Source organism: Enterobacter sp. CC120223-11 (assembly GCF_900215375.1).
Lineage (GTDB): Bacteria > Pseudomonadota > Gammaproteobacteria > Enterobacterales > Enterobacteriaceae > Scandinavium.
In genome coordinates, this window is sequence record NZ_OBEF01000008.1 from 167,291 (window position 1) to 193,108 (window position 25,818).

Genomic DNA, 25,818 nt, shown 5'->3' on the forward strand with positions numbered 1-25,818 from the left:
CTCTCTGCTTGCCGTTACGCCCGAAGCGCTGGGTTAGCGTTCGAAAAGCAGCCCAATCAGGGCGTTGTAGTGGCTTTCCTCTTCCGCACATGAGGAGTGCTCAAGACGGCTCAACAGTTTGGTACACAGGGATTTGCGGTTGAGGTTGCGACCATCGCTCAGAATGTCCACCACAATCTGGCCCAGGGTTTCCTGCTGGGTCGGCATGTTGGCCTTACTGAAATACTGCGCAATCGCGCTGGCGGTATCCGGGATGTAACCATTCTGCTGCATATGTCGCTCCTGTACGAATCAGTAAAAGGGTTAAGGGCTCGTTATACAAACTTAGAAAAATTGTACATAATATCTGTACAAATGCATGATAAGTTTTTTAGCAAAAAATGCTAATACATAAATTTCAGTGCCTTACACTTGGTAAATAAGGCTTTATCTTAAAAATTATGTACATCACCATCTTCAATTCTGTACAAAAATTTAGAGCGCTATTTCCCTCCATATGTACAGGTCTCACTCAACGTAAAACATTTGTTAATTTAATGTGTTAAGTGCAAGACATCCCTTTAGCAATCTGCCAGGATGAAGCGTCTTCTTCTCTAAGTGAAAAATCATGCTCACTACCATTATTTACCGCAGCCACTTTTGCGATGACGTCCCCGTCAAAGCCCTTGAGAGCATGGTTGCTGCTGCCAGTGTTAAAAATCGCGAAGCGGATGTGACCGGCATCCTGCTGTTCAACGGCACCCATTTCTTTCAGTTACTTGAAGGGCCAGACGAGGCGGTCAAGGCGATTTACCAGACCATTTGCGAGGACAGTCGCCATTACAACGTGGTGGAACTGTTGTACGACTACGGTCCCTCACGTCGCTTTGGCAAAGTCGGCATGGAACTCTTTGATTTGCGGGAGCACGATCGCGACGAGGTGCTGCAGACGATCCTCGACAAAGGCACCTCAAAATATCAGCTCACCTTTAATGACCGTGCACTTCAGTTCTTCAGAACCTTCGTCGCGGCAACTGAAAAGCCAAATTACTTCGAAGTTCCCGCCAGCATCGATTGGGCGTTCGTCACGGACACCGAAGCACGCTACGTCGACCCTCAGGTGGCGATGAAGCATGCCGACTGCGGCTTTGCGTTCCAGCCAATTATCGACCCGCTCTCCCAGGAGATTGTATCCCTCGAAGCGTTGGTGCGTACCGCGTCCGGAGATTCGCCGGAGGCCTATTTCAGCGCCCTCAGCGGTGAAGCAGTTTATGAAGCCGACCTCAACAGCAAACAGGCCGCTTTTGCGCTGGCTTCAGCGCTCGAACTGCATGACCAGACCATCAGCGTCAATCTGCTGCCAATGACGCTGGTGAACGTTCCCGATGCCGTTGCGACACTGCTGCAGTCAATCGAGCTCAACGGATTGGTGCCCGAGCAGGTGATCGTTGAGTTCACGGAGAGCGAGGCTATTTCCCAGTTCGACGCCTTCACCCAGGCGGTGCGCTCCCTTAAAGCCGCCGGGATAAGCGTTGCTATCGACCATTTCGGTGCCGGTTTTGCCGGACTTTTAATGCTGGCCCAGTTCCAGCCGGACCGCATCAAAATCAGCCGCGATCTGATTCGTGATGTGCATAAAAGTGGCCCACGCCAGGCCATCGTGCAGGCCATTATCAAATGCTGTGCATCGCTTGAAATCGCCGTCTCAGCCGTGGGCGTGGAGAAACCTGAAGAGTGGATGTGGCTTGAGTCAGCAGGCATTTTTCACTTCCAGGGCCATCTGTTTGCCCGCCCTTGCTTCTGCGGCATTCCCCCTGTCGCCTGGCCCGAAAAGAAAAGCCTGCTGTAGTTTCCCCGAAAAAACCGCTCACAGCATTCTGATTATGTGGGCGGCCGCCTCTGCAATTTCCCCACGTCAGCCCTGTTTCGGATTATGTTCACCCTTTGTTAAGGATTATGTTGCTACCCTTAAGTTGAGCTGCTGTACAATAAATCATAAGTTGTACAAGCACGTCTGATTCGTTATCTTAGCAAGGACGTATCGGTCAACGTATGAGGGAGTCTATGGCCTTTTACAGCATCGGCGATGTCGCCGAACGATGCGGAATCAACCCTGTCACCCTGCGAGCCTGGCAGCGGCGTTACGGTTTGCTTAAACCTCAGCGTAGCGAAGGCGGTCATCGGCAGTTCGATGAAGAAGATGTTCAGCGTATCGAAGAGATTAAGCGCTGGATTAAAAGTGGCGTGCCCGTGGGTAAGGTTAAGGCCCTGCTTGAAGAGAGCAAAGTTGCCGTTCATGACGACTGGAGTACCCTCCAGGAAGAGATGATGGCGGTGCTGCGTTCTGCGCACCCGGCCAGAATGCGGGCGAAAATCGTTGCGCTAAGCCGTGAATACCGCGCGGAAGATCTTATCGACCATGTGTATGTGCCTACCCGCCTGCGCCTGGGTCTCGACCACAATACCGCCCGCATCATGTGCAGCATGCTGGACGGCGTGTTGACGGAGTTCGTTGCCGTCAGCCTCGCGGAATCACGCAAAAAATCCGGCAAAGATGCCCTGCTTATTGGCTGGGATACCGAAGACAGAACGCGGCTGTGGCTTGAAGCCTGGCGTTTGTCGCAGCAGGGCTGGCATATCGCCGTGCTGACCGATCCCCTCGATTCGCCGCGCCCGGAACTGTTTCCAGGCCAGCAGCTGATTGTCTGGACCGGAATCACCCCTACCCGTCGCCAGCAGGAACTGTTGCAGCATTGGCATGAACAGGGATATTCGCTTATTTTTCATCAACCCTGAGCGGCTTCGACCTCAGGAGTGATGACAAAAACAGGGAGAGAACCATGCTTCGCAGAATGATATGCGCCACGGCGGCAACGCTGTTTGTCGCCCACGCCGCCCTTGCCACCCCACCACAGAACTTCCTTTACACTTCTTCCGGTGAACTGCCCGATCACCACGCGCTGCTGGAACGCCCGGACATTCACGGTGTACAGATCGTCTATTCATGGAAACAGCTGGAGCCCGCGCAGGGGAAGTATGATTTCAGCGCCATCGAGCAGGATCTGGCTCAGACTGACGCCCTGCATAAAAAGCTGTTTATTCAGATTCAGGACCGCTTTTTTGAAGCGCAGGCGCGCAACATTCCTGCTTATCTGCAAACGCCCGCATACGCCGGTGGTTTAGTGGCCCAGACCGATAACCCAGGTGAAGGCAAAGCGCCCGCTCAGGGCTGGGTGGCCATGCAGTGGAATGCCGACGTTCGCGCCCGATATCAGGCGCTGTTAAGCGCCCTGGCCGCTAAATTCGACGGTAAAGTGGCGGGTATCAACCTGCCAGAAACGGCCATTGATATCGACATGAAGGACCCGAAAAGCGGCTTCAGCTGCGACCGCTACTTCACCGCCACCCTCGATAACATTCAGTTTGCCCGTAAGGCCTTCACGCACTCCAGAGTGGTGCAGTACGTTAACTTCTGGCCATGCGAATGGAACAACGACCATCAGTATATGTCGCGCCTTTTTGCCCTGGCAGCGGAGAATAAAATTGGCCTCGGCGGCCCGGATATCGTCCCGGGCAAGCAGGCGCAGATGAAAAATTCGTATCCGTTCTTCCACCAGTACAAAGGCAAGCTGGATTTTGTGGCAATGGCGGTGCAGGAGCCCACGCTGAGCTACACCAACCCGAAAACCCACAAGAAGTTCACTCGCGAGGAGTTCACGCAGTTTGCAGAGGATTACCTCGGGGCGAATATTATCTTCTGGAGCACACAGTCTCCGTGGCTGAAGGCAGAGAAATAGCCGTTTCGCGTTGGCCTGCCGCTCCTCGCAGGCCCGTCAATGTTAGCGCCCGACGCGCGCCTGCAACGCCGCAGGATAGCGGTCGCCGGTAATTTTTACGCTCTCCAGCACCTGATTGATTTTGTGCAGTTCCGTCGCTGAAAGTGAAATATCCGTGGCCCCCATGTTCTCTTCCAGGCGATGCCGTTTGGTGGTGCCCGGAATCGGCACAATCCACGGTTTTTGCGCCAGCAGCCAGGCCAGCGCAATCTGCGCCGGAGTGACCCCCTTCTCTGCCGCCAGTTTGCCGAGCAGCCTGACCAGTTGCTCATTGGCTTTTATCGCCTCAGCGACAAACCGCGGCACCTGACTGCGGAAGTCGTCTGCGCCAAAGGTGGTACCGGAACTGATAGCGCCGGTTAAAAATCCTTTCCCCAGCGGGCTGAACGGCACAAAGCCAATCCCCAGTTCCTCCAGAAGCGGTAAGATTTCCTGCTCAGGCTCGCGCCACCACATCGAGTATTCACTTTGCAGCGCCGTGACGGGCTGTACGGCGTGTGCGCGGCGAATCGTGTTCGCACCCGCTTCCGACAGGCCAAAGTGCTTCACCTTACCTTCGGCAATCAGATCTTTTACTGCGCCAGCAACGTCCTCAATGGGCACGTCCGGATCGACGCGATGCTGATACAACAGGTCGATCACGTCCGTTTTCAGTCGCTTAAGCGATCCTTCCACCGCCTGGCGAATATGCTCCGGGCGACTGTTTAAAATCTGCTGTTTGTTGTCATCGCCAAAAGTGAAACCGAACTTGGTTGCAATCACCACCCGCTCGCGGTAAGGCTTCAGGGCCTCGCCCACCACCTCTTCATTCAGATACGGGCCGTACACCTCGGCGGTATCGAAAAAGGTCACGCCACGCTCTACCGCCGTACGAATCAGTTCAATGGACTGTTTTGTTTCCGTCGCCGGGCCGTAGCCGTGACTCAGCCCCATACAGCCGAGCCCCAGGGCCGATACTTTAAGGCCTGAGCTGCCGAGTAAACGTTTTTGCATGGTGATTCTCCTCTGTAATCCTGTCTGGAGGAAAAGCATAACGCGCGGGAACTGATTCGATTAGAGGGGGAAATACACTAGTAGTTATGAGTATGATTCATGAATGCTCACGCGCACGCTTGTCTGCGAAGATCGCGATGGCGATCCCGGCAATCACCGTCGCGCTGGACACGAGAAGCAGCAGCGAGAGATGCTCCCCTAAAAAGAGCGCACCGCCCAACGCCGACAGACACGGCACGCTGAGCTGCACCGTGCTGGCGGTTGATGCGGTTAATGACGGCACGATGGCATACCAAAGTGCATAGGCCGCGCCCGAGGTCAGGCCGCCGGAAACCAGCGCCAGCAGCACGCCGCTGGTATCGGCATGGGCACTTTGATGCAGGAGCAACGACAAAATGATTGCCAGCGGCGTTGCCAGAATAAAGCTCCCGGCGGTGGCGGCAGTCGCATTATTTACGCTTTTCCCGGCAATGCTGTACGCCGCCCAGCCCGCGCCAGCGAGCACCATCATCGACGCCGGAAGCAAAGGCGGTGAATTCGCGCCGGGCAGCAGCAAGAAAGCGATGCCCGCAACCGCCAGCGCAATACCTGCGCACTTCAGGCCGCTGAACCTTTCACCACGGAAAAAGCCCCAGCCCGTCATCACCAGCTGGACCGTGCCGAACAACAGCAGCGCGCCTTCCGCCGCGCCGAGGTGAATATAGGCCAATGAAAACGCAAACACGTAGAGAGCCAGAAACAGCGTGTTGGGCAACCGCCACTCCACCGGGCGATTCAGCAGGGGTTTTCTGAGCAGAATAAACAGCACGCAGGCGCCCCCCAGCAGCCGCAGCGTACTGAAGGAGAAAGGATCGATATGCAGCCCTTTGATCGCCACCCGGCACAGAATGGAGTTTGCCGCGAAGGCCAGCATCGCCAGGGTAATTTTGCCCGTCATGCTTTGTCTCTTGTGATTGGCGTGAGTCCCGCATTGTACGGTATCGCATTGCCGAAACTAAATGTTCCGCTGCATCAATACGTTTAGCCCAAATGGCCGCTGCGCGCTTGTGTCCGTGTGATTATTTCACGATACTGTATATAAACACAGTATCACGAAGAAAGCTAACCCATGAAACCAATCCCCTCCACAGAAACCGAATGCGCAGTGACCCTGCCTCTCTTTACCGAGCGCGTCTCCTGCGGTTTTCCCAGCCCGGCGGCGGACTATATGGATGAGGCCATCGACCTGGTAAAAAGCCTGATCGCGCACCCATCGGCGACGTACGTTTTGCGAGTATCCGGCGATTCGATGCGCGATGCGGCCATTGTGCCCGAGTCGATGCTGTTGGTGGATGCCAGCCTGCGCGCGGGCGATGGAGATATCGTCGTGGCCCGCCTGAGCGGCGGGTTTACCGTCAAGCGGCTGCGGCTGCACCCGCATCCACACCTGATGCCGGAAAACCCCAACTATGCGCCAATCCCGATCAATGAGAATGACGACGTGCAGATCTTAGGCGTGGTGACGACGGTGATCACCCAGCCCGCACGGCATGCGGGCTGAAAGTTATTGCTTCGCCTTTAACCCCAGCACAAAAGGCACAGAGTCTCGCAAAGACGGATTCACCGCCCCGCTGTGATCGAGGCCCGGGTAGAGATGTTGGCTCACCTGCGTGCCCGCGGCCTGTACGTCGTGGGCAAACTGCTGCTGCATTGCCGTCGGCACGTTGATGTCATCCCCGCCGATACCGATAAATACCGGGTGTTTAATGTGCAATGTCGGATAGGAGAGCGAACTGACCGAAGCGTTCAGTAAATCCTGAATCCCTGGCTTGAGGCTGTTTTCCATCGTCAGCTTATCCTTCATCACTAACTCCGTTAATGGCGTGATGCACTGACTTTTGGCCTCTTCGAGCGGACCAAGGGCCGCCTTCTGGAAATAGTCTGCCGCCTTCAGGTTCGGATCGCGATCGGCCGCGGAGTGATAAATGTAAAAGACATAGGGGATCTTCGGATCGCCTGTGGCGAGCTGCTTCTCCGCGGTGGTGGTGAACAGGCCGGAAACCTGACTTTTCGCCGTGAAGTACGGCGTACCAGTCAACACGGTGCCGATGATGTTCAGCTCCGGCGCGTAGTCAGGCTGATAACCGGCGGTGGCAAAGGCGGCATGTGCGCCCTGCGACTGTCCCACCAGCACCAGCTGATTTTTCAGCGGGAACGTCGCCAGCGCGGCACGAATGCTGTCGAGCGTACTCCACGCTTCGGCACGGGCATCCAGATAGTGGTGCAGTCCGGCGGAACCGAGCCCCGGATAGTCTGGCGCAACCACGGCGTAACCCAGTGAAAGCCAGGTATTGAGATACTGGCTGTCGCGCGGCGTACGTGCATTCAGCGACGGCGCACAGTCATGAGCAATGCCGACGGTACCGTGCGTCCACACCACCACTGGCCAGCCACCTTCCGGCACGGGGCCTTCCGGTAAAAAGACCGCGGCGCTGTCCACGCGCATTCCTTTTCCTTTTACGCCATCCAGCGAACGGTATTCCACGCGATACTGGCTGGCGGCTTCCTGCAATCCTGCGGCCTGCGCCAGATCCGATTTGCTCACCACCAGCCCTGTTTCAGCGGCAAACGCGCCGCCCATAGGTGCCAGCAGCAGGCAGGCCAGAAGGCTTTTCCTGAGCGATCCTGTGACTTTGTTCATCAACAACTCCCTGATCGATTTTTATGTTCAGAACACTATTCTACGCCAAAGAAAGCTGAACCGTGGGTCAACGAGGGGATTATATTGGCTAACGTGATTTTATAGAGCACGGCCCTCGGCTGTAACGAGCCACAATAACCCGCATAAAAAGAAAGAATGTCGACGACTCACGACAACAATTTACAAAACAGACAGTTACTTTCTTTTATTGATAGTTTCTGTGAATTCACGTTGAGGGTTCATTTATATTTCAAATGGCACTCTGAAGGCAGAAGTTAAACCTCTCATCGGAATTAAGGAGTCAGGCTTATGTACAAGAATATTTTGATGCCTGTTGATGTATTTGAAATGGATTTGAGCGATAAAGCAGTACGCCATGCGACTCATCTGGCAAAGGCGGAGGGGGCATCGATTACCCTCGTGAATATTCTGCCAAACAGCAGCCGCTCGCTGCTGCGCGGCTTCAACGCCGATATCAAGAAGCTGGAAGAGTATATGGCGGCAGAGTCTGAAAAGAAGATGACAAACCTGAAACGTCTCTTCGATATCTCTCCGGAGCATATTCACTGCAAAGTCTATTTTGGCAACGTGCGTGATGAAATTATCAGGCTGAGCAAAGAGAGAAAATATGATGCGATCGTCATCGGTTCGAGAACCCCGAGTATCAGCACTCATCTGCTCGGCTCCAATGCCGAATCTATTCTGCGCTACACCACCATTCCGGTGCTGGTAGTTCGCTAATTCTGTCGCCGCAGCCGAAAGGGTGCGGCGAATATAATTCTTTGCTCACACCCTCCCTGCTTTTTTTGTGAACTCTTAATGAGCATCATTACGCCAAAGGCCCTTGCTCAATGGCATTTGCCGCAGGCGCGGCTAAACTTCCGGTATTCTTCATCAGCTTCTCACTCCCTGATCCCACGGCGAGACACCATGAAAAATCATCCGGTACTTTGTTTGCTCTCCCTTACCGTCTCTTTTTGCGCCAGCGCTTCGCCCTATCTCAGCGGTGAGCCGACGCAATATCAACATGATGGCCTCTCGCTGAACGCTTCGCTCGGCTATCTGGGGGGCGAAGCCAAAGAGTATGTCTACGACGGCGGCAAGCAGCTCAGTCGCCTGGACTGGAAGGTGAAAAACAGCGCGATTATAAAAGCAGAGGCCAATTACGACCTGCTGTCCTGGCTTAGCCTGAATGCCCGGGGCTGGACGACGCTGGCCTCCGGCAGCGGCCACATTGATGATTATGACTGGCAGGATCCGAACTCAAGCCACTACACCGATCACTCCACCAGCCCGGCGACGGTGAATGAAGCTAACGAATACGATCTCAGCCTGCGCTTCTGGGCGCTCAATCAGCCAGCGTACAAACTCGGGGCGATAGCCGGGTATCAGGAGAGCCGCACCAGCTGGACCGCCCACGGCGGCAGCTACGACTATGCAGGAACGGACGCAGACGACAACTACGACCCCAACCTGCCCCGGCAACGCGGCACCTTCCCGGCGGGACAGACCGTCCTCGGCTATCGTCAGGTCTTCAAAGCGCCCTATATAGGGCTTGCGGGCTACTACGCCTTTTCTCAGTTTGAACTCAGCGGCCTGCTCAAATACAGCCACTGGGTAGACGCCACCGATCATGACGTGCACTACCTGACCAACACCGTTTCATCAACCGGCAACAATAACGCCGAGATGTGGGCGGGCACCGTCAACGCCGGGTACTGGGTCACGCCGCACGCCAAACTCTTCACCGAGGCGGCGTATACGTTCTACCCCAACAAACACGGCGATATTAACCAGTGGGATGAAAATGGCCACGAATACGGACAGGGTGGCGGCGGCATACAGAGCCGGGCGTGGAGCCTGTCGGCAGGCGTGCAGTATTTGTGGTAAACGTCCCTTGATCCTTCCCTTTTTCCGCGATACTGTTTATTTATACAGTATCGCGGAAAATAATCACCATGCTTGCCCTTATCGACGTCAACAACTTCTACACATCCTGCGAAACCGCCTGGCGGCCAGAGCTGATTGGCAGGCCTATAGTGGTGCTTTCCAATAATGACGGCTGCATCATTTCGCGCTCGGCGGAAGCCAAAAAGCTCGGCGTCAAAATGGGCGAGCCGTGGTTTAAGCAGAAAACTCAGCTGGAACGCCAGGGCGTTGTCACCTTCAGCAGCAACTATGCGCTGTACGGCGACATGAGCCATCGGGTGATGAGCACGCTGGAGGAGTGCTGCCCTCGAGTGGACGTGTACAGCATTGATGAGGCTTTTGCCGATCTCACGGGTATTCAGGATCTGGAAAAAACGGGCCGCGAGATCCGCGATCTCATTTTCCAGCGCACGCTGCTCACCGTCGGGGTCGGTATCGCCCCCACCAAAACGCTCGCCAAGCTTGCTAATTTTGCCGCCAAGAAGTACCCGGCAACCAAAGGCGTGGTTGACCTCTCCTCCCCCGTTCGTCAGCGAAAACTGATGGAAAAAGTGCCTGTGGAAGAAGTCTGGGGCGTGGGCCGCAGGCTCAGTAAAAAACTCAGCTCGATGGGCGTCGATAACGCACTGAAGTTGGCGGACTGCGACCTGTGGTTTATCCGTAAAAATTTCAGCGTGGTGCTGGAGCGCACGGTGCGTGAGCTGCGCGGTGAATCCTGCCTGGAATTTGAAGAATACGCACCGGTGAAACAGGAAATTATCAGCTCGCGATCCTTTGGCAAGCGCACCAGCGACTACCGCGAAGTGCGTGAAGGCATCTGCACCTGGGCGGCGCGCGCGGCGGAGAAAATGCGCCATGAGCACCAGTATTGCCGCTACGTCGCCGCCTTTATCAAAAGCAGCCCGCACGATGAGCACGAACCCTACTACAGCAACAGCAGCGGCATTCGCCTGCTCACGCCCACCCAGGACACGCGCGATATTATCGCCGCCGCGACCCGCTGTCTTAACGCCATCTGGAAACAAGGGCCGCGCTATCAGAAAGCAGGCGTGATGCTGGGCGATTTTTTCAGCCAGGGCGTGGCGCAGCTCAATCTGTTTGATGAGTTCGGCCCGCGCCCGCATGGTGAACAATTAATGGCGCTGATGGATGCGCAGAACAAAAAAGGCAACAAGCTGTGGTTCGCCGGTCAGGGCGTTTCCCCCACATGGACCATGAAACGCTCCATGCTTTCCCCGGCGTGGACCACCCGATTGAGCGACGTTCCACGCACAATTGACTAAAGACATCCTCAGGCGATTGATATACGATTTATATATGTTTCATATACGGTGTGTATATTCATGGGAATCGTCAAAATTTCTGACCTGCTGCACGAAGACATTCGTGATGCCAGCAAAGCGATGTCGCGTTCGGTCAACGCACAAGCTGAATACTGGATCCGCCTCGGTATGATGAGCGAACTCTACCCGGAGCTGAACTATCAGCAAATCAAAATGATGATGCTGAAATCAGGATCTGACCGCTTACTGGAGGTGATCAATGCCATCAATTCCCATTAAAACAGCCGACGAACTCGCCCGCCAGCGCCACGCCGGGGAGCTGCTGGCCTCCGTGTTCGATATGCTGGACGCGTTTATCCAGCCGGGCGTCACCACTATGGCTATCAACAACAAGGTGGAAGATTATATCGTCAATGAGCTTCACTCCCGCCCGGCGAGCAAAGGCCAGTACGACTATCCATACGTGCTGAATACGTCGGTGAACGAAGTGGTGTGCCACGGCATTCCGAAGGAAACGGAGCATTTACGCACCGGGGCCATTGTGAACGTCGACATCACGCTTGAGAAAGACGGCATGATTGCCGACTCCAGCAAAATGTACCTGATTGGCGACGTCTCCCCGCTGGCCCGCCGCCTGGTGAACAAAACCTACGAGGCGATGTGGAAAGGTATTCAGGTGGTGAAGCCAGGCGCCACATTGGGGGATATCGGGCACGCCATTCAGAAATATGTCGAAGATAACGGCTACAGCGTGGTGCGCGAGTACTGCGGGCACGGCATCGGCAAAGAGATGCACGAAGATCCGCAGATCCTGCACTACGGCAAACCAGGCGTTGGCGACGTGCTGCGCGAAGGCATGGTCTTTACCATCGAACCGATGGTCAATCAGGGCGACAGCAAAATCAAAACCAAAAAAGACGGCTGGACGGTGGTCACCCGCGACAAAAAATTGTCGGCGCAGTGGGAGCATACCATCGCCGTGACGGCGGACGGCTTTGAAGTGCTGACGCTGCGCAAAGGAGAGGTCATCCCCGGTTAAGACGGGTTGATGGCCTGGCGGCGCTTCGTTTGCGCAGGCCTGCAAAACCCTGTCGGGATGCACATCAGTAGGCCCGGCAAGCCTTTGCGCCGCCGGGCAAAAAAATCACACTCACTCAAGCATCCATCTCATCAAACACCTGCTGCGCCAGATGCAGCGTGGCGTTGGCGGCAGGCAAACCACAATAGAGCGCCGAGTGCATGATAAGCTCTTTCAGCTCATCCCTCGTCACGCCGTTGTTGAACGCCGCACGCAGGTGCATTTTCAGCTCCGCTTCGCGGTTCAGCGCAATCAGCATGGCGATGGTGATCATACTGCGCGTGTGGTGACTGAGACCGGGCCGGGTCCAGGTTTCGCCCCAGGCGTAGCGGGTGATAAAGTTCTGAAACTCTTCGTTCAGCGGCGAAAGGTTGTCGATCGTCCGATCGACGTGGGCATCGCCGAGCACTTTGCGGCGTACGTCCATGCCCTGCTGATAGCGTTTTTCGTCGTCCATTATTCTCCCTTAAGCCAGGTCAGCAGCGCCGCAGAAAATTCGTCTGCCGCTTCTACGTTTGAAAGATGTGAAGCCGGAAGCGTCACCCGCTGGCTGCCCGCAATGTTGTTATAAAGATAGTCGGCGTCGGCGACGGTGGTCACCGGGTCACGTTGCCCGGCAATGATCAGCACCGGGGCAGTAATGGCGCTGACTTCCGCACGCAAATCAGCAGCGGCCAGCGCTTCGCAGCCTTCGGCATACCCTTCGGGATCCATATGCGTCAGGGCGTGAACCAGCTGCTCGACCACTTCCGGGTTGTGCTGACGAAACGCGGGAGTGAACCAGCGGTCGGCTGTGCCTGCTGCCACCACGTCCATTCCCTCCTGACGTACGGCGCGAGCACGCGAAAGCCAGCTGGCCTGATCGCCAATTTTTGCCGCGGTGTTTGCCACCGCCAGACCGTAAAAACGCTCAGGCGCGAAGCGGGCCAGCCAGAGTCCAATCAGCCCCCCCACCGAAATGCCGCAGAAGCAGGCTTTGTCGATATTCAGATGATCGAGCAGCGCAATCACGTCCTCGCCAAGCTGGGCGAGCGAGACTTTACCGCGTTTGGTGGTTTGCCCGTGGCCGTGCATGTCGTAGCGCAGCACGCGAAAATGGGCGGTCAGCGCCGCCATCTGTGGCTGCCATAAAGAAAGCGAGGTGCCCATCGAGTTCGACAGCACCAGCACCGGCGCATCCTCCGGGCCATCAATCTGATAATGAATGGTCATGGCATTGCTCCTGATAGCGCGCCAGTACCTGACGCACAAAATAAGTCGCGCTGCCGGTGGCCTTCGACGGGTCCAGCAGCGCGGTCAGTTCAGCAGGGGTAAAATGCGCCGTCAGGCGCGGGTCGTTTTCCAACAGCTGCAACAGCGGGCACTTTTGATCCAGCGCCTGATGACACAGCGTTTCGATAAGGTGATGGGCGTCCTGCTTGCCGATAAATTTTGCCAGCGCCAGGGTGACGGACTCCGCCATGATCAGCCCATGCGTAATGTCGAGGTCCGCACGCATTTTTACGGCATCCACCTGCATGCCGCGCACCAGTTGCTCGCTCTGCGCTATGACGCCACCCGCAAGCGTAATGAGTTCCGGCAGTACTTCCCACTCTGCCTGCCAGCCGCCGAGCGCCCTTTCATGCTGCTGAATTTGACTGGCATACAGCGTTGCCATCAGGCCAGGCGTGCGCTGTACCGCCGTGAGAATAGCCGCGCAGCCGACAGGGTTACGTTTATGCGGCATCGCGGAAGAACCGCCGCGACCGGGTGCCGTTGGCTCACTGACTTCCGCCACTTCAGTTTGCATCAGCAGCGAAAAATCACTGGCGAATTTGCCGAGCGTGCCGCACACGCCCGCGTACCAGTGGCCAATTTCCAGCAGCCTGTCGCGCTGGCTGTGCCAGGGCGTGTCTGCCAGCGTCAGGTTCAACTCCTGGGCTAAGGCTTCCGCCACCGCCGGGCCGTGGTCGTTCAGCGATGCCAGCGTGCCCGCCGCGCCGCCAAACTGGAGCGTTAAGGCACGTGATGAAATTTCACGAAGGCGAACCTGCCAGCGCAGCAGCGCATCCAGCGTGCCGGCAAGCTTCAGGCCAAAGGTAACGGGCAGCGCGTGCTGCATCCAGGTGCGCCCTGGCATCACGGTTTCACGATGAAGTGTGGTTTGCTTCGCCAGCGCGGCCAGCAGGTTCGCCAGCATCTCATCCGTTTTCAGCAGCGCTTCACGCAGCTGGAGCACAAACCCGGAGTCGATGACGTCCTGGCTGGTTGCGCCCCAGTGAACGTAGCGGGCCGCGTCGGGATCGTTCTGTTTCACCTGCGCGGTCAGCTGTTTCACCAGCGGAATGGCGAGGTTACCGGCGCTGGCCGCCGCTTCGCCAAGGGCAGTCATATCAATGCTGCGAACGTCACAGGCTCGTTCAATCGCCGCAACGGCTTCTGATGGAATGACGCCGCACGCCGCTTCGGCCCGCGCCAGCGCGGCTTCAAAGTCGAGCATCCCCTGCACGGCTTGTGCGTCGCTGAACAGCGCCGTTAACGCACTCCCGCGCAACATCGGGGTCAACAAATCCATGCCTGCTCCTTAAACCCGTTCAATAATCAGCGCAATCCCCTGGCCCACGCCGATGCACATGGTACAGAGCGCATAGCGGCCACCTGTGCGTTTCAGCTGATAGGCGGCGGTCATCGCCAGACGGCCACCGGAAGCGCCCAGAGGATGCCCAAGCGCTATCGCCCCGCCGTTCGGATTCACGTGAGGCGCATCGTCCGCCAGCCCCAGCGAGCGGGTCACCGCCAGCGCCTGAGCGGCAAACGCTTCGTTAAGTTCTATCACATCCATCTGTTCGAGCGTTAAGCCAGTTTGTGCCAGCACTTTGCGCACCGCAGGCGACGGACCGAAGCCCATAATGCGCGGCGCAACGCCCGCGGTTGCCACACCGACAACGCGAGCCAGCGGCTGCAAATCGTGAGCGTTCAGCGCCAGCTCGCTTGCCAGCAGCAGCGCGCAGGCTCCGTCGTTAACGCCAGAAGCATTCCCCGCCGTCACGCTGCCGTCGGCCCGCACAACCCCTTTCAGTTTAGCCAGTGATTCCATTGAGGTGCTGCGCGGGTGCTCATCTCGAGCAAAATGAAGCGGCTCGCCTTTGCGCTGCGGAACATTTACGGCGATCAGTTCGTCGTTAAACAACCCCTTTTCCTGCGCGGCGGCGGTTCTCTGCTGGCTGCGCAGGGCAAACGCGTCCTGATCGGCGCGGGAGATGCCAAACTCATCCGCCACGTTTTCGGCGGTTTCCGGCATGGAATCCACGCCATACATCGCTTTCATCAGCGGGTTAATAAAACGCCAGCCGATGGTGGTGTCTTCCATTTTCATGCTGCGGCTGTACGCACTCTCCGCTTTGCCCATCACGAACGGCGCGCGGGACATGCTTTCCACGCCCCCGGCAATCATCAGCTGCGTTTCACCGCTTTTGATAGCCCTGGCCGCGATGCCAATGGCATCAAGGCTCGAGCCGCATAACCGATTGACGGTGCTGCCCGGCACCGTTTCCGGTAAGCCCGCCAGCAGCAGCGCCATACGCGCCACGTTACGGTTATCTTCCCCTGCCTGGTTCGCGCAGCCGTAAATCACATCGTCGATACATGAGGGGTCGAGGCCCGGGTTACGTTCCAGCAGCGCCTTCAGCGGCAGCGCCGCCAGGTCGTCTGCGCGCACCGTTGCAAGCGTGCCGCCAAAGCGTCCGAACGGCGTACGCACCGCGTCACAGATAAATGCCTGAGTCATCATGATTCCTTATGCGCTTTGCGCGAGCTGGCTGAAAGTCAGTTTGACGGGCGTCAGCCGCTGTAGCTCTTCAAAGGAGAGGCCGTTGAAGATTTCACGGACGACCGGGCCCTGTGGGGTGATGTCGATCACCGCAAGATCCGTATAGATGCGGCTGACGCAGCCAATACCGGTTAGCGGGTAGCTGCACTGCTCCACCAGTTTGCAGTCGCCGTCGCGAGTCAGGTGATCCATCATCACGAAGACCTGGCGTGCGCCAATGGCCAGATCCATCGCCCCGCCGACCGCCGGAATGGCGTCCGGTGCGCCGGTGCTCCAGTTGGCTAAATCTCCGCTCGCAGAAACCTGATACGCACCGAGCACGCAGATATCGAGATGGCCGCCGCGCATCATGGCGAAGGAGTCACCGTGGTGGAAATAGCAGCCGCCTTCCAGTAACGTCACAAACTCTTTCCCGGCGTTAATCAGCTCAGGATCTTCTTCCCCCGGCGCAGGTTTTGGCCCCATCCCCAGCAGGCCGTTTTCGCTGTGGAGGAAAATCTCTTTATCGGCCGGAAGGTAGTTGGCGATGCGCGTGGGCAGGCCAATGCCAAGATTGACGTACGCGCCTTCAGGAATGTCCTGCGCCACGCGTCTGGCCATTTCGTCACGGGTCAGTTTTTGCATGGTTTGCTCCTCAGGCGCTTTTGGCCGCGTTGATATTTTCCAGCGAGAAAACGCGCTGCACGAAGATGCCCGGCGTCACAACGTGCTCCGGGTCAAGCTGGCCTAATGGCACAATCGCCGACACTTCCGCTACGGTGGTTTTTGCCGCCGTCGCCATAATCGGCCCGAAGTTGCGCGCCGCTTTGCGGTAAATGAGGTTGCCCCAGCGATCCGCGTGATGGGCTTTGATCAGCGCGAAATCGGCATGAATCGGGTATTCCAGCACGTAGTGGCGACCGTCTATCTCGCGCGTCTCTTTGCCTTCGGCCAGCGGCGTGCCGTAGCCAGTGGGTGTGAACACCGCGCCAAGCCCGGCGCCTGCCGCCTGGATGCGCGCCGCCAGGTTGCCCTGCGGCACCAGTTCCAGCTCCACTTTCCCCCGGCGATAAAGATCGTCAAAGATTTGCGAATCCACCTGGCGCGGGAACGAGCAGATCATTTTTCGCACGCGTCCAGCCTTCAGCAGCGCCGCCAGCCCCACTTCGCCGTTCCCGGCATTGTTATTGATGATGGTGAGATCGCGTGCGCCCTGGGCAATCAGGGCATCAATCAGGACGGTGGGCTGTCCGGCGGGGCCAAAGCCGCCAATCATCACGGTGGCACCGTCGGGGATCCCGGCGATGGCCTGTTCCGGCGTCGGGACGCTTTTGTCGATCATCAGGTCGCTCCTTGTCGTGCTGAAAATGTGCGGTTATCGCACTTTTATGCGTTGTTCGCCCAAAATGTGACCCGCTTAACGATGCCGGTCAAGGGCGATAATCGAAATATGGTGCGATTATCGAACATCCTGTATCTTTAACCGCAAACTGTGATCGGAGGCAAAAACATGAGCAAACATCCTGACGACGTGCTGAACAGCGAGAGCGATCCGTTCAAGGGCGATCCGAACTTTATGGCTTCTCTGGCGCGCGGGCTGGAGGTGATTCAGGCGTTTACGCCGCAGCGCCCGCTGCTGTCGATTTCCCAGATCAGCCAAAAAACGGGGATCCCGCGCGCGGCGGTGCGCCGCTGCCTGTATACGCTCGGAAAACTGGGGTTTGTGTATGCTGAAGACGGCAAAAACTTCCAGTTGCGACCGCGCATTTTATCGCTCGGTCATGCCTGGCTGGCCTCCACGCCGCTGGCACGCTCTGCCCAGCCGGTGCTGAAACACCTGAGCGAAATGCTCAACGAGTCCTGTTCAATTGCCACCCTCGACGGCGATGACATTCTCTACATCGCGCGCGCATCGAGTTCGCGAATTATGACCATCGATCTGGATATCGGCAGCCGCCTGCCCGCCTGGGCGACGTCAATGGGCCGCGTGCTGCTAAGCCACCAGCCGGAAGAGAAGCTGAACGACATGCTGGCGCGGGTGACGATGATTCGCTACACGCCGCAGACGGTGGATTCGGTGAGTAAACTTCGGACAGAGCTGAAACGCGTGCGCCAGCAGGGCTACGCGCTCAACGATCAGGAACTGGAAATGGGGCTGCGATCGCTGGCGGTACCGCTGTTTAATCCTCAGGGGCACTGCGTGGCGGCGCTCAACGTTGGGGTACATGCGGGCCAGGTATCGGCCAGCGACATGCTGGCACGTGTGCTGCCGGAGCTGCAAAATGCGGCGAAAGAGCTGACGCTGCTGCTGCGCTAGCGGCTGCGCTTGGCGTGACGCTCCCAGTTGTCCTGTTTCGCCTGTTCGGATTTTTTCAGCGCCACATAGCACGCCCCGCTGCCGCCGTGGTGCGGCAACGCAACGCAAAACGCCTGCACGTCTTCAAACTCCGTGAGCCAGCGCGCAAGATAGCTGCGGATAACGTTGGCGTGCGAGCCGTCGGCTTTGCCTTTGCCATGAATAATCAGTACGTTGCGTAAACCATCCCGATGCGCCTGAAGAATAAATGCGTACAGCATCTGCCGACATTGTTCGGCGGAGTGGCGCAGCAAAGTCAGGCTTGCCTGTTGGCTGTATTTCCCCGCGCGCAGCTTGTCGAGCACGCCGTTTTGCAGGCCTTCACGCTTAAACTCAAGCGGCGTGCCGAGGGGGACGATATCGAGGAAACCGAGGGTGAGAAAGTTGTCGAGCTGCAGCGTGTCGATATGCGCGGGCGCTCTCGTATTACGGGTGGGTTGCCAGAGCGCATCATTGCCGCGCTTCAGGGGCTGGACATCCTCCATGGCGTCAAGAAAGAGAAATTTGTCGTCAGGGTTCATCATCATCGCCTCCCGCTACATCGACCGCCACTGCTGAGCCGCTACTATAGCCGCGCCCTGCCTCATCCTCAACGCTTTTGACTTTTTTCGGAAACTGACTTCCTGAAGAATATATTCTGAATCAGGAAAGCGTCGAATAACAGACAGCAACAGTTAACCATCACTTAACTGAAATTAATTAGCGGTAACATGAAATGAAAATGTAAACGAAACGTGAAATATATCACCCAAAAGTACTGGTATTTATTCTCAGATTCGCTATAACTGTATTACCTGCACGGGGGAATGAGCGGCGGGAACACGTTACGGAAATATTGCTGTGTATACTGCGGGGTCTGGCGGATGTCGACAGATCCTGTTTTTTTATTTCTCACTCAATAATCACCCACGAAATAATTGCTGGCTTTGTCGACGAAATTGCGTAATTAATGCCGCCGCAAGCGGTGTCTGCTGTGCGTCCCGGCGCTGAATCAGATAATACGCGGCTTTCGGCAAGGGTTCTGCGACAGGAATGAGTACCAGACGGTGAGCAATCAGCGGGTCGGTGCCTAACTCTTCCGGCAGAATACTTAAGAAATCACTTTGCGCAACAAGGCTTATGCAAGATGAGAAAGTTTCACACACCACGCCGACGGTCGGTATTTGCGCCCGGTGGCTAAATAACTCTTCCAGCTGCTTATAATAACTTCCCCGTGGCGTCGGCATTGTCCAGTTATATTTAAGTAATTCGCTAATGGATTTTGCACCCAGCGCCGGATGACCGTTTCTCGCAAATATAGCGAAGTTTTTTTCAAATAATTTTTCAAACGTAAATTCGTGATCGTAAGGCCCCTTATAATAACTGTTGATGGTAAAATCCAGTTCGCCCTGACGGAGTTCATTGATCATCGACACCAGCTGGCCTTCCATGATTCGCACCGTCACGCCCGGATGCTGTTGATGGAAGCGATTAATCACCGGCGGCATCAGCGTTCGCGCCACGCTTGCGCCCATTCCCACATTGATGCGTCCGGTTAATCGCCCCTGCCGCTGCTGAATTTCGTCCTGCGCGGCGCGAAGCTCTTCCAGAATTAAATTCGCGTGCTGATAAAAGCTCTCCCCGCATTCGGTTAACGCCACGCCTTTACTGCGGCGAATAAACAGCTGGGCAGAAATGCCCTCCTCCAGCTCTTTTATTGATTTAGTCAGCGCAGGCTGTGAAAGCTCAAGCGTGCGGCTTGCCCCGCGGATGCTGCCCTGCCTGGCCACTTCCACAAACGCCCGAATTTGATGAATTTTCACCTGAAAGGTCATGCCCGCTCCGTGATAACCACTGTTTATCAGACACAAGAAACTGGCATCTACTGTAATGCAAAGGGATATGGCAGGGTAATGACCGAAACGTTAAAAAGTTATTACTGATAAGTAAAAACTATCACAGCGTGAAGCGATTCACACTTTTTACCGATAACAGGAAACGTTATGCCATTACTTACCGAATATGTAGCGTCGCTGGCGACAGATTTGCGCGCCTGGCGTCGTGAATTTCATCAGTATGCCGAATCCGGCTGGCTGGAATTTCGTACGGCCTCCCGCGTCGCGGAGATCCTCGACGGCCTCGGGTATCAACTTGCCGTTGGTCGCGATGTAGTAGATGAGCAAAGCAGAATGGGCCTGCCCGATGCAGCAACGCTTGCCGAACAGTTCGAACGGGCCCGCCAGCAGGGTGCACCGGCACGCTGGTTGCCCGCCTTTGAAGGCGGCTTTACCGGCGTTGTTGCGACACTTAATACAGGCCGCCCCGGCCCAACTCTCGCCTTTCGCGTCGATATGGACGCACTCGATCTCAATGAACAGCTGGACGACAGCCATCGCCCACACCGTGATGGGTTCGCCTCCTGCAATGCAGGCATGATGCACGCCTGCGGCCACGATGGCCACACCGCCATCGGCCTGGGTCTGGCCCACGTACTGAAGCACTTTTCCGCAGAACTTCGGGGGACGATCAAGCTGATTTTCCAGCCAGCGGAAGAAGGCACACGTGGGGCTCGCGCAATGGTTGCCGCAGGTGTTCTCGACGATGTCGATTACTTTACGGCGGTGCATATCGGCACCGGCGTGGAAGCAGGCACGGTGCTGTGCGGTGCCGATAACTTTATGGCCACCAGTAAGTTTGACGTGCGCTTTACCGGCGTTGCCGCACACGCGGGAGGAAAACCAGAAGAAGGCCGCAATGCGCTGCTCGCCGCGGCGCAGGCAGCGATTTCCCTGCATGCCATTGCGCCGCACAGCGCGGGGGCGTCACGGGTGAACGTCGGCGTAATGCAGGCAGGAACCGGGCGCAACGTGGTGCCTTCATCAGCATTGATCAAAGTGGAAACGCGCGGCGAAAGCGAAGCCGTCAACCAGTACGTATTCGATCGAGCGCAGAGCGTGATTGCAGGTGCGGCGGCGATGTACGACGTGAGCGCCGATGTCAGGCTGATGGGCGCCGCCACGGCAAGTTCCCCTTCTCCCGAATGGGTGAGTTTCCTGCGTGAGCAAACTGTTCAGGTGCCGGGCGTGAAAAAAGCGACCGATAACGTGCCCGCGCCTGCGGGATCCGAAGACGCCACGCTGATGATGGCGCGCGTTCAGACACATGGCGGCCTCGCTTCATACATGGTGTTCGGCACCGATCTGAGCGCCGGGCATCACAATGAGAGGTTTGATTTTGACGAGCAGGTGCTCGGCATCGCTGTGGAAACCCTCGCCCGCGTGGCGATGCAATGCCCGACGGAAGGAGCAAAATAATGGAGCAGATTTACGACTTTGTGGCGGATATCCTTCACGCACGCCAACGGCAGTTCAGCGACATCGCAGATGAAATCTGGGATCACCCGGAAACGCGGTTTGAAGAGTTCTGGTCGGCTGAGCGGCTGGCGAGTGCGCTTGAAGCAGAAGGTTTCAACGTCCAGCGCGAAGCGGGCGGTATTCCGAATGCCTTTATTGCAAGCTTTGGAAGCGGCAAACCGGTTATCGCCGTGCTGGGTGAATATGATGCGCTGGCAGGCCTCAGCCAGCAGGCGCATTGCGCGGAACCCACCTCTTCCACGCCAGGCGCAAACGGTCACGGCTGTGGGCATAACCTGCTCGGCACCGCTGCGTTTGCCGCCGCCATTGCCGCCAAAGCCTGGCTGGAACAAAACGGTCGCGAAGGCACATTGCGTTTTTACGGCTGTCCTGGCGAAGAAGGTGGCTCCGGCAAAACCTTTATGGTGCGTGAAGGCCTGTTCGATGACGTGGATGCCGCCGTGACCTGGCATCCGGAAGCCTTCGCCGGGATGTTCAGCACCAGCACGCTGGCAAACATTCAGGCGGCCTGGCGCTTCACCGGCGTGGCGGCACACGCGGCGAACTCCCCACATCTGGGCCGCAGCGCGCTGGATGCGGTCACGCTGATGACCACCGGCACCAATTTTCTCAATGAGCACATCATCGAGAAAGCCCGCGTCCACTACGCCATTACCGACACCGGCGGTATTTCGCCGAACGTCGTGCAGGCGCAGGCGGAAGTGCTGTATCTGATCCGCGCCCCTGAAATGGCCAACGTGCAGCAGATCTATCAGCGCATTGAAAAAATCGCCCAGGGTGCGGCGCTGATGACGGAAACGAAGGTCAGCTGTCGCTTTGAGAAAGCCTGCTCCAGCTATCTGCCAAACCGCACGCTGGAGGCGGCAATGTATCAGGCCGTTCAGCACTATGGCACGCCTGCATGGAGCGAAGACGAACTGGCGTTCGCCACCACGATCCGCGCCACCCTGAGCGAGAACGATCTGCAAAACAGCCTGCAAAATATCGCCCGAACCGGTGCAGAAGAAGGCGCGGCCTTTGCACGTCGTCATCAGAAAACGCTGCTGATTGATGAGGTTGCGCCCTATGTGCCGAATGGCGAAGTGCTGCCGGGCTCCACGGACGTGGGCGACGTCAGCTGGAAAGCGCCGGTAGCCCAGTGCTTCAGCCCCTGTTTTGCCGTCGGCACGCCGCTGCATACCTGGCAACTGGTGAGCCAGGGCCGCACGTCCATTGCGCACAAAGGTATGCTGCACGCAGGGAAAATTATGGGCGCCACGGCTATTCATCTGTTTAACGATTCTGAACTGCTGAAAGCCTGCCAGGCAGAGCTGGCGCAAAAGCTTGAGGAAAGGCCTTATCAGTGCCCGATCCCAAAAAATGTGACACCGTCACCACTTAAATAATCATTATAAAACAATTCATAACACAACAAACACAACGACTCCTGAGGAACGCCCATGAGTATGTCTTCCATACCTTCGCATTCCCCCACCGGTAAGCTGTATGGCTGGGTAGAAAAGATTGGTAATAAAGTGCCGCACCCTTTCCTGCTGTTTGTGTACCTGATTGCGGCGCTGATGATAGCCACCGCCGTGCTGTCAGCGTTTGACGTGAGCGTGAAAAGCCCTGCAGACGGCTCCACGGTTGCGGTGAAAAACCTGCTGAGCGTTGAAGGGCTGCACTGGTTTTTGCCTAACGTGATTAAAAACTTCAGCGGCTTTGCACCGCTCGGCGCGATTCTGGCGCTGGTGCTGGGCGCAGGTCTTGCCGAACGCGTCGGGCTACTGCCCGCGCTGATGGTGAAGATGGCTTCTCACGTCAGCGCCCGCTACGCCAGCTATATGGTGCTGTTCATCGCCTTCTTTAGCCATATTTCGTCCGATGCCGCGCTGGTGATCATGCCGCCGATGGGGGCGCTGATCTTCCTCGCCGTCGGGCGTCATCCCGTGGCCGGTTTGCTGGCGGCAATTGCGGGCGTGGGCTGCGGCTTTACTGCGAATTTGCTGATTGTGACGACTGATGTTCTGCTCTCAGGGATCAGCACCGAAGCGGCGAAAACGATGGACGCGGCAATGCACGTGAGCGTCATCGACAACTGGTACTTTATGGCCAGCTCGGTGATTGTGCTGACGATTGTCGGGGGTCTGATTACCGATAAGATCGTCGAGCCGCGTCTGGGTGTGTGGCAAGGCAGTAATGAGGAAAAACTGGAAACGCTCAGCGCCGAACAGCGCTTTGGCCTGCGGGTGGCGGGAGTCGTCTCGCTGCTGTTTATTGGCCTGATTGCGCTGCTGGTCGTGCCCGAAAACGGCATTTTGCGTGACCCGGTGCTGCACACCGTTCTGCCTTCCCCGTTTATTAAAGGCATTGTGCCGCTGATCATTTTCTTCTTCTTCGTGGTGTCGCTGGCTTATGGCCTGGCAACGAAGAAGATCCGCAGCCAGGGCGACATCCCCCAGTTGATGATCGAACCAATGAAGGAGATGGCCGGATTTATCGTTATGGTCTTCCCCCTCGCCCAGTTCGTCGCCATGTTCAACTGGAGCAATATGGGCAAGTTTATGGCGGTTGGCCTGACCGATATTTTGGAAACGGCGGGCATGAGTGGCGTCCCGGCGTTTGTCGGGCTGGCATTGCTCTCTGCTTTATTGTGCATGTTTATCGCCAGCGGCTCGGCCATCTGGTCGATTCTGGCCCCGATCTTCGTGCCCATGTTTATGCTGCTGGGCTTTCACCCGGCGTTTGCGCAGGTCCTGTTCCGCGTGGCCGATTCGTCGGTGATCCCACTGGCTCCTGTCTCTCCGTTCGTGCCGCTGTTTCTTGGCTTCCTCCAGCGTTATAAGCCGGAGGCGAAACTCGGTACCTACTATTCGCTGGTGCTGCCGTATCCGCTTATCTTTTTAGGAGTATGGTTGCTGATGCTGGTCGCGTGGTATCTTGTCGGCCTGCCCATCGGGCCGGGGATTTATCCGCGGCTGAACTAAGGAAATCAGATGCTGAGACTGCTGGAAGACAAAATTGCGACCCCGCTCGGGCCGCTGTGGATCCTCTGCGATGAACAGTTCAACCTGCGCGCCGTCGAGTGGGAAGAGCACAGCGACCGCATGGTTCAGCTGCTGGATCTGCACTACCGCACGGAAGGTTACGAGCGCGTGGCTGCCAGCAATCCTAACGGACTGAGTCAGAAGATGAAGGAGTACTTCGACGGCGATCTCAGCATTATCGACTGCCTGCCAAGCGCCACGGGTGGCACCGACTTCCAGCGCGAAGTCTGGAAGGCATTGCGCTCCATTCCCTGCGGCCAGGTGATGCACTATGGTCAGCTTGCCGAACGCCTTGGGCGACCTGGCGCGGCGCGGGCTGTAGGCGCTGCTAACGGCTCAAATCCTGTCAGCGTGGTGGTGCCCTGTCACCGCGTGATTGGCAGCAACGGCACCATGACCGGCTATGCGGGCGGCGTGCAGCGCAAAGAGTGGCTATTGCGCCATGAAGGCTATCTGCTGCTTTGATATTTAGTGCCTTTCTGGAAGCATTTGGTAATTATTCGCAAATGGCTTCCAGTTTAAATTCATAAATTTCATGGGGATATAACGCTTCAGTTATTTCCCTTGTTTATATTGCGTGAATCGAATTTTGAAGGCTTACCTGCTCCCCAAAAAGATGTTAAAATTGACCAATATCAATTAAAGCCTGAGCAAATCTATGATCCCGGAAAAGCGAATTATTCGACGCATCCAGTCTGGCGGTTGTGCTATCCACTGCCAGGATTGCAGCATCAGCCAGCTCTGCATCCCGTTCACCCTCAATGAACATGAGCTCGATCAGCTTGATAATATCATCGAGCGTAAAAAGCCGATTCAGAAAGGGCAAACCCTGTTTAAAGCGGGCGATGAGCTGAAATCTCTGTATGCCATTCGCTCCGGGACGATCAAAAGCTACACCATCACCGAACAGGGCGACGAGCAGATCACCGGCTTCCACCTGGCGGGCGATTTAGTCGGTTTCGACGCCATTGGCACCGGCCATCACCCGAGCTTCGCGCAGGCGCTGGAAACTTCCATGGTCTGTGAAATCCCGTTCGAAACCCTCGACGATCTCTCCGGTAAAATGCCGAATCTGCGCCAGCAGATGATGCGTCTGATGAGCGGCGAGATCAAAGGCGATCAGGACATGATCCTGCTGCTGTCGAAGAAAAACGCGGAAGAGCGCCTGGCGGCCTTTATCTATAACCTCTCCCGCCGTTTCGCCCAGCGCGGTTTTTCTCCGCGTGAGTTCCGTCTGACCATGACCCGTGGCGACATCGGTAACTACCTCGGCCTGACGGTAGAAACCATCAGCCGTCTGCTTGGTCGTTTCCAGAAAAGCGGCATGTTAGCGGTAAAAGGTAAATACATTACCATCGAGAACAGCGATGCGCTGGCCGTCCTGGCCGGACACGCCCGCAACGTCGCCTGACACCTCTCTTTATCCTTTCGCCAGATCGCTTAAATTTTTGTGATTTATTGATCTGGCGAAGGTTATCCCCTGTTTCATTCACTCCGGATGGGTTATCTTTTATTTAC

The 25,818-nt window shown here is 56.7% G+C and carries 27 protein-coding genes; 15 read left to right on the forward strand and 12 right to left on the reverse strand.

From position 1 onward, the window contains the following. Positions 1-33: 33 nt before the first annotated feature. Positions 34-273 carry a regulatory protein YcgZ gene (ycgZ, locus tag CRO87_RS11680; protein WP_097163114.1) on the reverse strand — a complete coding sequence of 80 codons (240 nt, stop codon included), beginning with the start codon at positions 271-273 and terminating at the stop codon, positions 34-36. A 334-nt stretch (positions 274-607) separates the two neighbouring features. Between ycgZ and CRO87_RS11685 the strand changes: the two genes are divergently transcribed. The 3 genes from CRO87_RS11685 (at position 608) to CRO87_RS11695 (ending at position 3,776) form a co-directional block, all read left to right on the forward strand. Further along, entirely contained in the window at positions 608-1,828 is a 1,221-nt protein-coding gene (locus tag CRO87_RS11685; RefSeq protein WP_097163115.1) for a diguanylate phosphodiesterase, read from the forward strand. Positions 1,829-2,043: 215 nt separating this feature from the next. Beyond that, entirely contained in the window at positions 2,044-2,775 is a 732-nt protein-coding gene (locus CRO87_RS11690; protein WP_097163116.1) for a MerR family transcriptional regulator, read from the forward strand. Positions 2,776-2,819: 44 nt separating this feature from the next. Continuing rightward, on the forward strand, positions 2,820-3,776 hold the full coding sequence (locus CRO87_RS11695; protein ID WP_217992671.1) for a hypothetical protein: 957 nt from the start codon (positions 2,820-2,822) through the stop codon (positions 3,774-3,776). Between the two features lie 42 nt (positions 3,777-3,818). Here CRO87_RS11695 and CRO87_RS11700 read toward each other — a convergent pair whose 3' ends face one another. Both CRO87_RS11700 and CRO87_RS11705 read right to left on the reverse strand, forming a co-directional pair. Next, positions 3,819-4,808, reverse strand: a complete 990-nt coding sequence (locus CRO87_RS11700) for an aldo/keto reductase (RefSeq protein WP_097163117.1) — start codon at positions 4,806-4,808, stop codon at positions 3,819-3,821. Between the two features lie 97 nt (positions 4,809-4,905). Continuing rightward, on the reverse strand, positions 4,906-5,745 hold the full coding sequence (locus CRO87_RS11705; RefSeq protein WP_097163118.1) for a DMT family transporter: 840 nt from the start codon (positions 5,743-5,745) through the stop codon (positions 4,906-4,908). A 171-nt stretch (positions 5,746-5,916) separates the two neighbouring features. Here CRO87_RS11705 and umuD point away from each other — a divergent pair, with 171 nt between their 5' ends. Beyond that, positions 5,917-6,348: a translesion error-prone DNA polymerase V autoproteolytic subunit gene (gene umuD, locus CRO87_RS11710; protein ID WP_097163119.1), complete on the forward strand. Its 432-nt coding sequence runs from the start codon at positions 5,917-5,919 to the stop codon at positions 6,346-6,348. Between the two features lie 3 nt (positions 6,349-6,351). Here the strand turns inward: umuD and CRO87_RS11715 are convergent, their stop codons facing one another. Further along, positions 6,352-7,488, reverse strand: a complete 1,137-nt coding sequence (locus CRO87_RS11715; protein WP_097163120.1) for an alpha/beta fold hydrolase — start codon at positions 7,486-7,488, stop codon at positions 6,352-6,354. A 309-nt stretch (positions 7,489-7,797) separates the two neighbouring features. On the opposite strand from CRO87_RS11715, the gene CRO87_RS11720 reads away from it, so the two are divergent. From CRO87_RS11720 to map, 5 genes are all read left to right on the forward strand, one after another. Continuing rightward, a complete protein-coding gene (locus tag CRO87_RS11720; RefSeq protein ID WP_097163121.1) occupies positions 7,798-8,229 on the forward strand; it encodes a universal stress protein in 432 nt (143 codons plus the stop codon). Between the two features lie 189 nt (positions 8,230-8,418). Further along, the gene (locus CRO87_RS11725; protein WP_176504304.1) at positions 8,419-9,378 is read left to right on the forward strand and encodes an omptin family outer membrane protease; all 960 of its coding nucleotides are present in this window, start codon (positions 8,419-8,421) and stop codon (positions 9,376-9,378) included. Between the two features lie 68 nt (positions 9,379-9,446). Beyond that, positions 9,447-10,700: a translesion error-prone DNA polymerase V subunit UmuC gene (gene umuC / locus CRO87_RS11730; protein ID WP_097163123.1), complete on the forward strand. Its 1,254-nt coding sequence runs from the start codon at positions 9,447-9,449 to the stop codon at positions 10,698-10,700. A 60-nt stretch (positions 10,701-10,760) separates the two neighbouring features. After that, positions 10,761-10,979 carry a ParD-like family protein gene (locus CRO87_RS11735; protein WP_097163124.1) on the forward strand — a complete coding sequence of 73 codons (219 nt, stop codon included), beginning with the start codon at positions 10,761-10,763 and terminating at the stop codon, positions 10,977-10,979. Next, entirely contained in the window at positions 10,960-11,739 is a 780-nt protein-coding gene (map, locus tag CRO87_RS11740) for a type I methionyl aminopeptidase (RefSeq protein WP_097163125.1), read from the forward strand. The genes CRO87_RS11735 and map overlap by 20 nt, the downstream gene beginning before the upstream one ends. Before the next feature lie 115 nt (positions 11,740-11,854). Here the strand turns inward: map and pcaC are convergent, their stop codons facing one another. The 6 genes from pcaC to CRO87_RS11770 are packed head-to-tail and all read right to left on the reverse strand — an operon-like array spanning position 11,855 to position 16,907. Next, a complete protein-coding gene (gene pcaC / locus CRO87_RS11745) occupies positions 11,855-12,235 on the reverse strand; it encodes a 4-carboxymuconolactone decarboxylase (protein ID WP_097163126.1) in 381 nt (126 codons plus the stop codon). Continuing rightward, positions 12,235-12,990: a 3-oxoadipate enol-lactonase gene (gene pcaD, locus CRO87_RS11750; RefSeq protein ID WP_097163127.1), complete on the reverse strand. Its 756-nt coding sequence runs from the start codon at positions 12,988-12,990 to the stop codon at positions 12,235-12,237. The genes pcaC and pcaD overlap by 1 nt, the downstream gene beginning before the upstream one ends. Continuing rightward, on the reverse strand, positions 12,968-14,332 hold the full coding sequence (locus CRO87_RS11755) for a 3-carboxy-cis,cis-muconate cycloisomerase (RefSeq protein WP_097163128.1): 1,365 nt from the start codon (positions 14,330-14,332) through the stop codon (positions 12,968-12,970). Before CRO87_RS11755 ends, pcaD begins: the two co-directional genes overlap by 23 nt. 9 nt (positions 14,333-14,341) lie before the next feature. Further along, positions 14,342-15,544 (reverse strand): 3-oxoadipyl-CoA thiolase, encoded by a 1,203-nt coding sequence (gene pcaF / locus CRO87_RS11760; protein WP_097163129.1) that lies wholly within the window; start codon positions 15,542-15,544, stop codon positions 14,342-14,344. A 9-nt stretch (positions 15,545-15,553) separates the two neighbouring features. Beyond that, on the reverse strand, positions 15,554-16,210 hold the full coding sequence (locus tag CRO87_RS11765) for a 3-oxoacid CoA-transferase subunit B (RefSeq protein ID WP_097163130.1): 657 nt from the start codon (positions 16,208-16,210) through the stop codon (positions 15,554-15,556). A 10-nt stretch (positions 16,211-16,220) separates the two neighbouring features. Then, positions 16,221-16,907 carry a 3-oxoacid CoA-transferase subunit A gene (locus CRO87_RS11770; protein ID WP_097163131.1) on the reverse strand — a complete coding sequence of 229 codons (687 nt, stop codon included), beginning with the start codon at positions 16,905-16,907 and terminating at the stop codon, positions 16,221-16,223. Positions 16,908-17,075: 168 nt separating this feature from the next. Between CRO87_RS11770 and CRO87_RS11775 the strand changes: the two genes are divergently transcribed. Then, entirely contained in the window at positions 17,076-17,882 is an 807-nt protein-coding gene (locus tag CRO87_RS11775; protein ID WP_097163132.1) for an IclR family transcriptional regulator C-terminal domain-containing protein, read from the forward strand. Here the strand turns inward: CRO87_RS11775 and smrA are convergent. Both smrA and CRO87_RS11785 read right to left on the reverse strand, forming a co-directional pair. Further along, positions 17,879-18,442, reverse strand: coding sequence for a DNA endonuclease SmrA (gene smrA / locus CRO87_RS11780; protein WP_097163133.1), 564 nt, complete (start codon positions 18,440-18,442; stop codon positions 17,879-17,881). The genes CRO87_RS11775 and smrA overlap by 4 nt on opposite strands. 381 nt (positions 18,443-18,823) lie before the next feature. After that, positions 18,824-19,735, reverse strand: a complete 912-nt coding sequence (locus CRO87_RS11785) for a LysR family transcriptional regulator (RefSeq protein WP_097163134.1) — start codon at positions 19,733-19,735, stop codon at positions 18,824-18,826. A gap of 168 nt (positions 19,736-19,903) precedes the next feature. On the opposite strand from CRO87_RS11785, the gene CRO87_RS11790 reads away from it, so the two are divergent. From CRO87_RS11790 to fnr, 5 genes are all read left to right on the forward strand, one after another. Next, positions 19,904-21,214, forward strand: coding sequence for a M20 family metallo-hydrolase (locus tag CRO87_RS11790; protein ID WP_097163135.1), 1,311 nt, complete (start codon positions 19,904-19,906; stop codon positions 21,212-21,214). Further along, positions 21,214-22,659, forward strand: a complete 1,446-nt coding sequence (locus tag CRO87_RS11795; RefSeq protein ID WP_097163136.1) for a M20 family metallopeptidase — start codon at positions 21,214-21,216, stop codon at positions 22,657-22,659. The genes CRO87_RS11790 and CRO87_RS11795 overlap by 1 nt, the downstream gene beginning before the upstream one ends. A gap of 54 nt (positions 22,660-22,713) precedes the next feature. Next, positions 22,714-24,240 carry a p-aminobenzoyl-glutamate transporter gene (gene abgT, locus CRO87_RS11800; protein ID WP_097163137.1) on the forward strand — a complete coding sequence of 509 codons (1,527 nt, stop codon included), beginning with the start codon at positions 22,714-22,716 and terminating at the stop codon, positions 24,238-24,240. A gap of 9 nt (positions 24,241-24,249) precedes the next feature. Next, entirely contained in the window at positions 24,250-24,765 is a 516-nt protein-coding gene (gene ogt / locus CRO87_RS11805) for a methylated-DNA--[protein]-cysteine S-methyltransferase (protein ID WP_097163138.1), read from the forward strand. A gap of 193 nt (positions 24,766-24,958) precedes the next feature. After that, on the forward strand, positions 24,959-25,711 hold the full coding sequence (gene fnr / locus CRO87_RS11810) for a fumarate/nitrate reduction transcriptional regulator Fnr (RefSeq protein ID WP_097163139.1): 753 nt from the start codon (positions 24,959-24,961) through the stop codon (positions 25,709-25,711). The last annotated feature ends 107 nt before the right edge of the window (positions 25,712-25,818 follow it).

What these genes read in the sequence shown, in the direction of transcription:
- ycgZ (WP_097163114.1), bottom strand. Translation starts at nt 273, where the DNA reads ATGCAGCAGAATGGTTACATCCCGGATACCGCCAGCGCGATTGCGCAG.
- CRO87_RS11685 (WP_097163115.1), top strand. Translation starts at nt 608, where the DNA reads ATGCTCACTACCATTATTTACCGCAGCCACTTTTGCGATGACGTCCCC.
- CRO87_RS11690 (WP_097163116.1), top strand. Translation starts at nt 2,044, where the DNA reads ATGGCCTTTTACAGCATCGGCGATGTCGCCGAACGATGCGGAATCAAC.
- CRO87_RS11695 (WP_217992671.1), top strand. Translation starts at nt 2,820, where the DNA reads ATGCTTCGCAGAATGATATGCGCCACGGCGGCAACGCTGTTTGTCGCC.
- CRO87_RS11700 (WP_097163117.1), bottom strand. Translation starts at nt 4,808, where the DNA reads ATGCAAAAACGTTTACTCGGCAGCTCAGGCCTTAAAGTATCGGCCCTG.
- CRO87_RS11705 (WP_097163118.1), bottom strand. Translation starts at nt 5,745, where the DNA reads ATGACGGGCAAAATTACCCTGGCGATGCTGGCCTTCGCGGCAAACTCC.
- umuD (WP_097163119.1), top strand. Translation starts at nt 5,917, where the DNA reads ATGAAACCAATCCCCTCCACAGAAACCGAATGCGCAGTGACCCTGCCT.
- CRO87_RS11715 (WP_097163120.1), bottom strand. Translation starts at nt 7,488, where the DNA reads ATGAACAAAGTCACAGGATCGCTCAGGAAAAGCCTTCTGGCCTGCCTG.
- CRO87_RS11720 (WP_097163121.1), top strand. Translation starts at nt 7,798, where the DNA reads ATGTACAAGAATATTTTGATGCCTGTTGATGTATTTGAAATGGATTTG.
- CRO87_RS11725 (WP_176504304.1), top strand. Translation starts at nt 8,419, where the DNA reads ATGAAAAATCATCCGGTACTTTGTTTGCTCTCCCTTACCGTCTCTTTT.
- umuC (WP_097163123.1), top strand. Translation starts at nt 9,447, where the DNA reads ATGCTTGCCCTTATCGACGTCAACAACTTCTACACATCCTGCGAAACC.
- CRO87_RS11735 (WP_097163124.1), top strand. Translation starts at nt 10,761, where the DNA reads ATGGGAATCGTCAAAATTTCTGACCTGCTGCACGAAGACATTCGTGAT.
- map (WP_097163125.1), top strand. Translation starts at nt 10,960, where the DNA reads ATGCCATCAATTCCCATTAAAACAGCCGACGAACTCGCCCGCCAGCGC.
- pcaC (WP_097163126.1), bottom strand. Translation starts at nt 12,235, where the DNA reads ATGGACGACGAAAAACGCTATCAGCAGGGCATGGACGTACGCCGCAAA.
- pcaD (WP_097163127.1), bottom strand. Translation starts at nt 12,990, where the DNA reads ATGACCATTCATTATCAGATTGATGGCCCGGAGGATGCGCCGGTGCTG.
- CRO87_RS11755 (WP_097163128.1), bottom strand. Translation starts at nt 14,332, where the DNA reads ATGGATTTGTTGACCCCGATGTTGCGCGGGAGTGCGTTAACGGCGCTG.
- pcaF (WP_097163129.1), bottom strand. Translation starts at nt 15,544, where the DNA reads ATGACTCAGGCATTTATCTGTGACGCGGTGCGTACGCCGTTCGGACGC.
- CRO87_RS11765 (WP_097163130.1), bottom strand. Translation starts at nt 16,210, where the DNA reads ATGCAAAAACTGACCCGTGACGAAATGGCCAGACGCGTGGCGCAGGAC.
- CRO87_RS11770 (WP_097163131.1), bottom strand. Translation starts at nt 16,907, where the DNA reads ATGATCGACAAAAGCGTCCCGACGCCGGAACAGGCCATCGCCGGGATC.
- CRO87_RS11775 (WP_097163132.1), top strand. Translation starts at nt 17,076, where the DNA reads ATGAGCAAACATCCTGACGACGTGCTGAACAGCGAGAGCGATCCGTTC.
- smrA (WP_097163133.1), bottom strand. Translation starts at nt 18,442, where the DNA reads ATGAACCCTGACGACAAATTTCTCTTTCTTGACGCCATGGAGGATGTC.
- CRO87_RS11785 (WP_097163134.1), bottom strand. Translation starts at nt 19,735, where the DNA reads ATGACCTTTCAGGTGAAAATTCATCAAATTCGGGCGTTTGTGGAAGTG.
- CRO87_RS11790 (WP_097163135.1), top strand. Translation starts at nt 19,904, where the DNA reads ATGCCATTACTTACCGAATATGTAGCGTCGCTGGCGACAGATTTGCGC.
- CRO87_RS11795 (WP_097163136.1), top strand. Translation starts at nt 21,214, where the DNA reads ATGGAGCAGATTTACGACTTTGTGGCGGATATCCTTCACGCACGCCAA.
- abgT (WP_097163137.1), top strand. Translation starts at nt 22,714, where the DNA reads ATGAGTATGTCTTCCATACCTTCGCATTCCCCCACCGGTAAGCTGTAT.
- ogt (WP_097163138.1), top strand. Translation starts at nt 24,250, where the DNA reads ATGCTGAGACTGCTGGAAGACAAAATTGCGACCCCGCTCGGGCCGCTG.
- fnr (WP_097163139.1), top strand. Translation starts at nt 24,959, where the DNA reads ATGATCCCGGAAAAGCGAATTATTCGACGCATCCAGTCTGGCGGTTGT.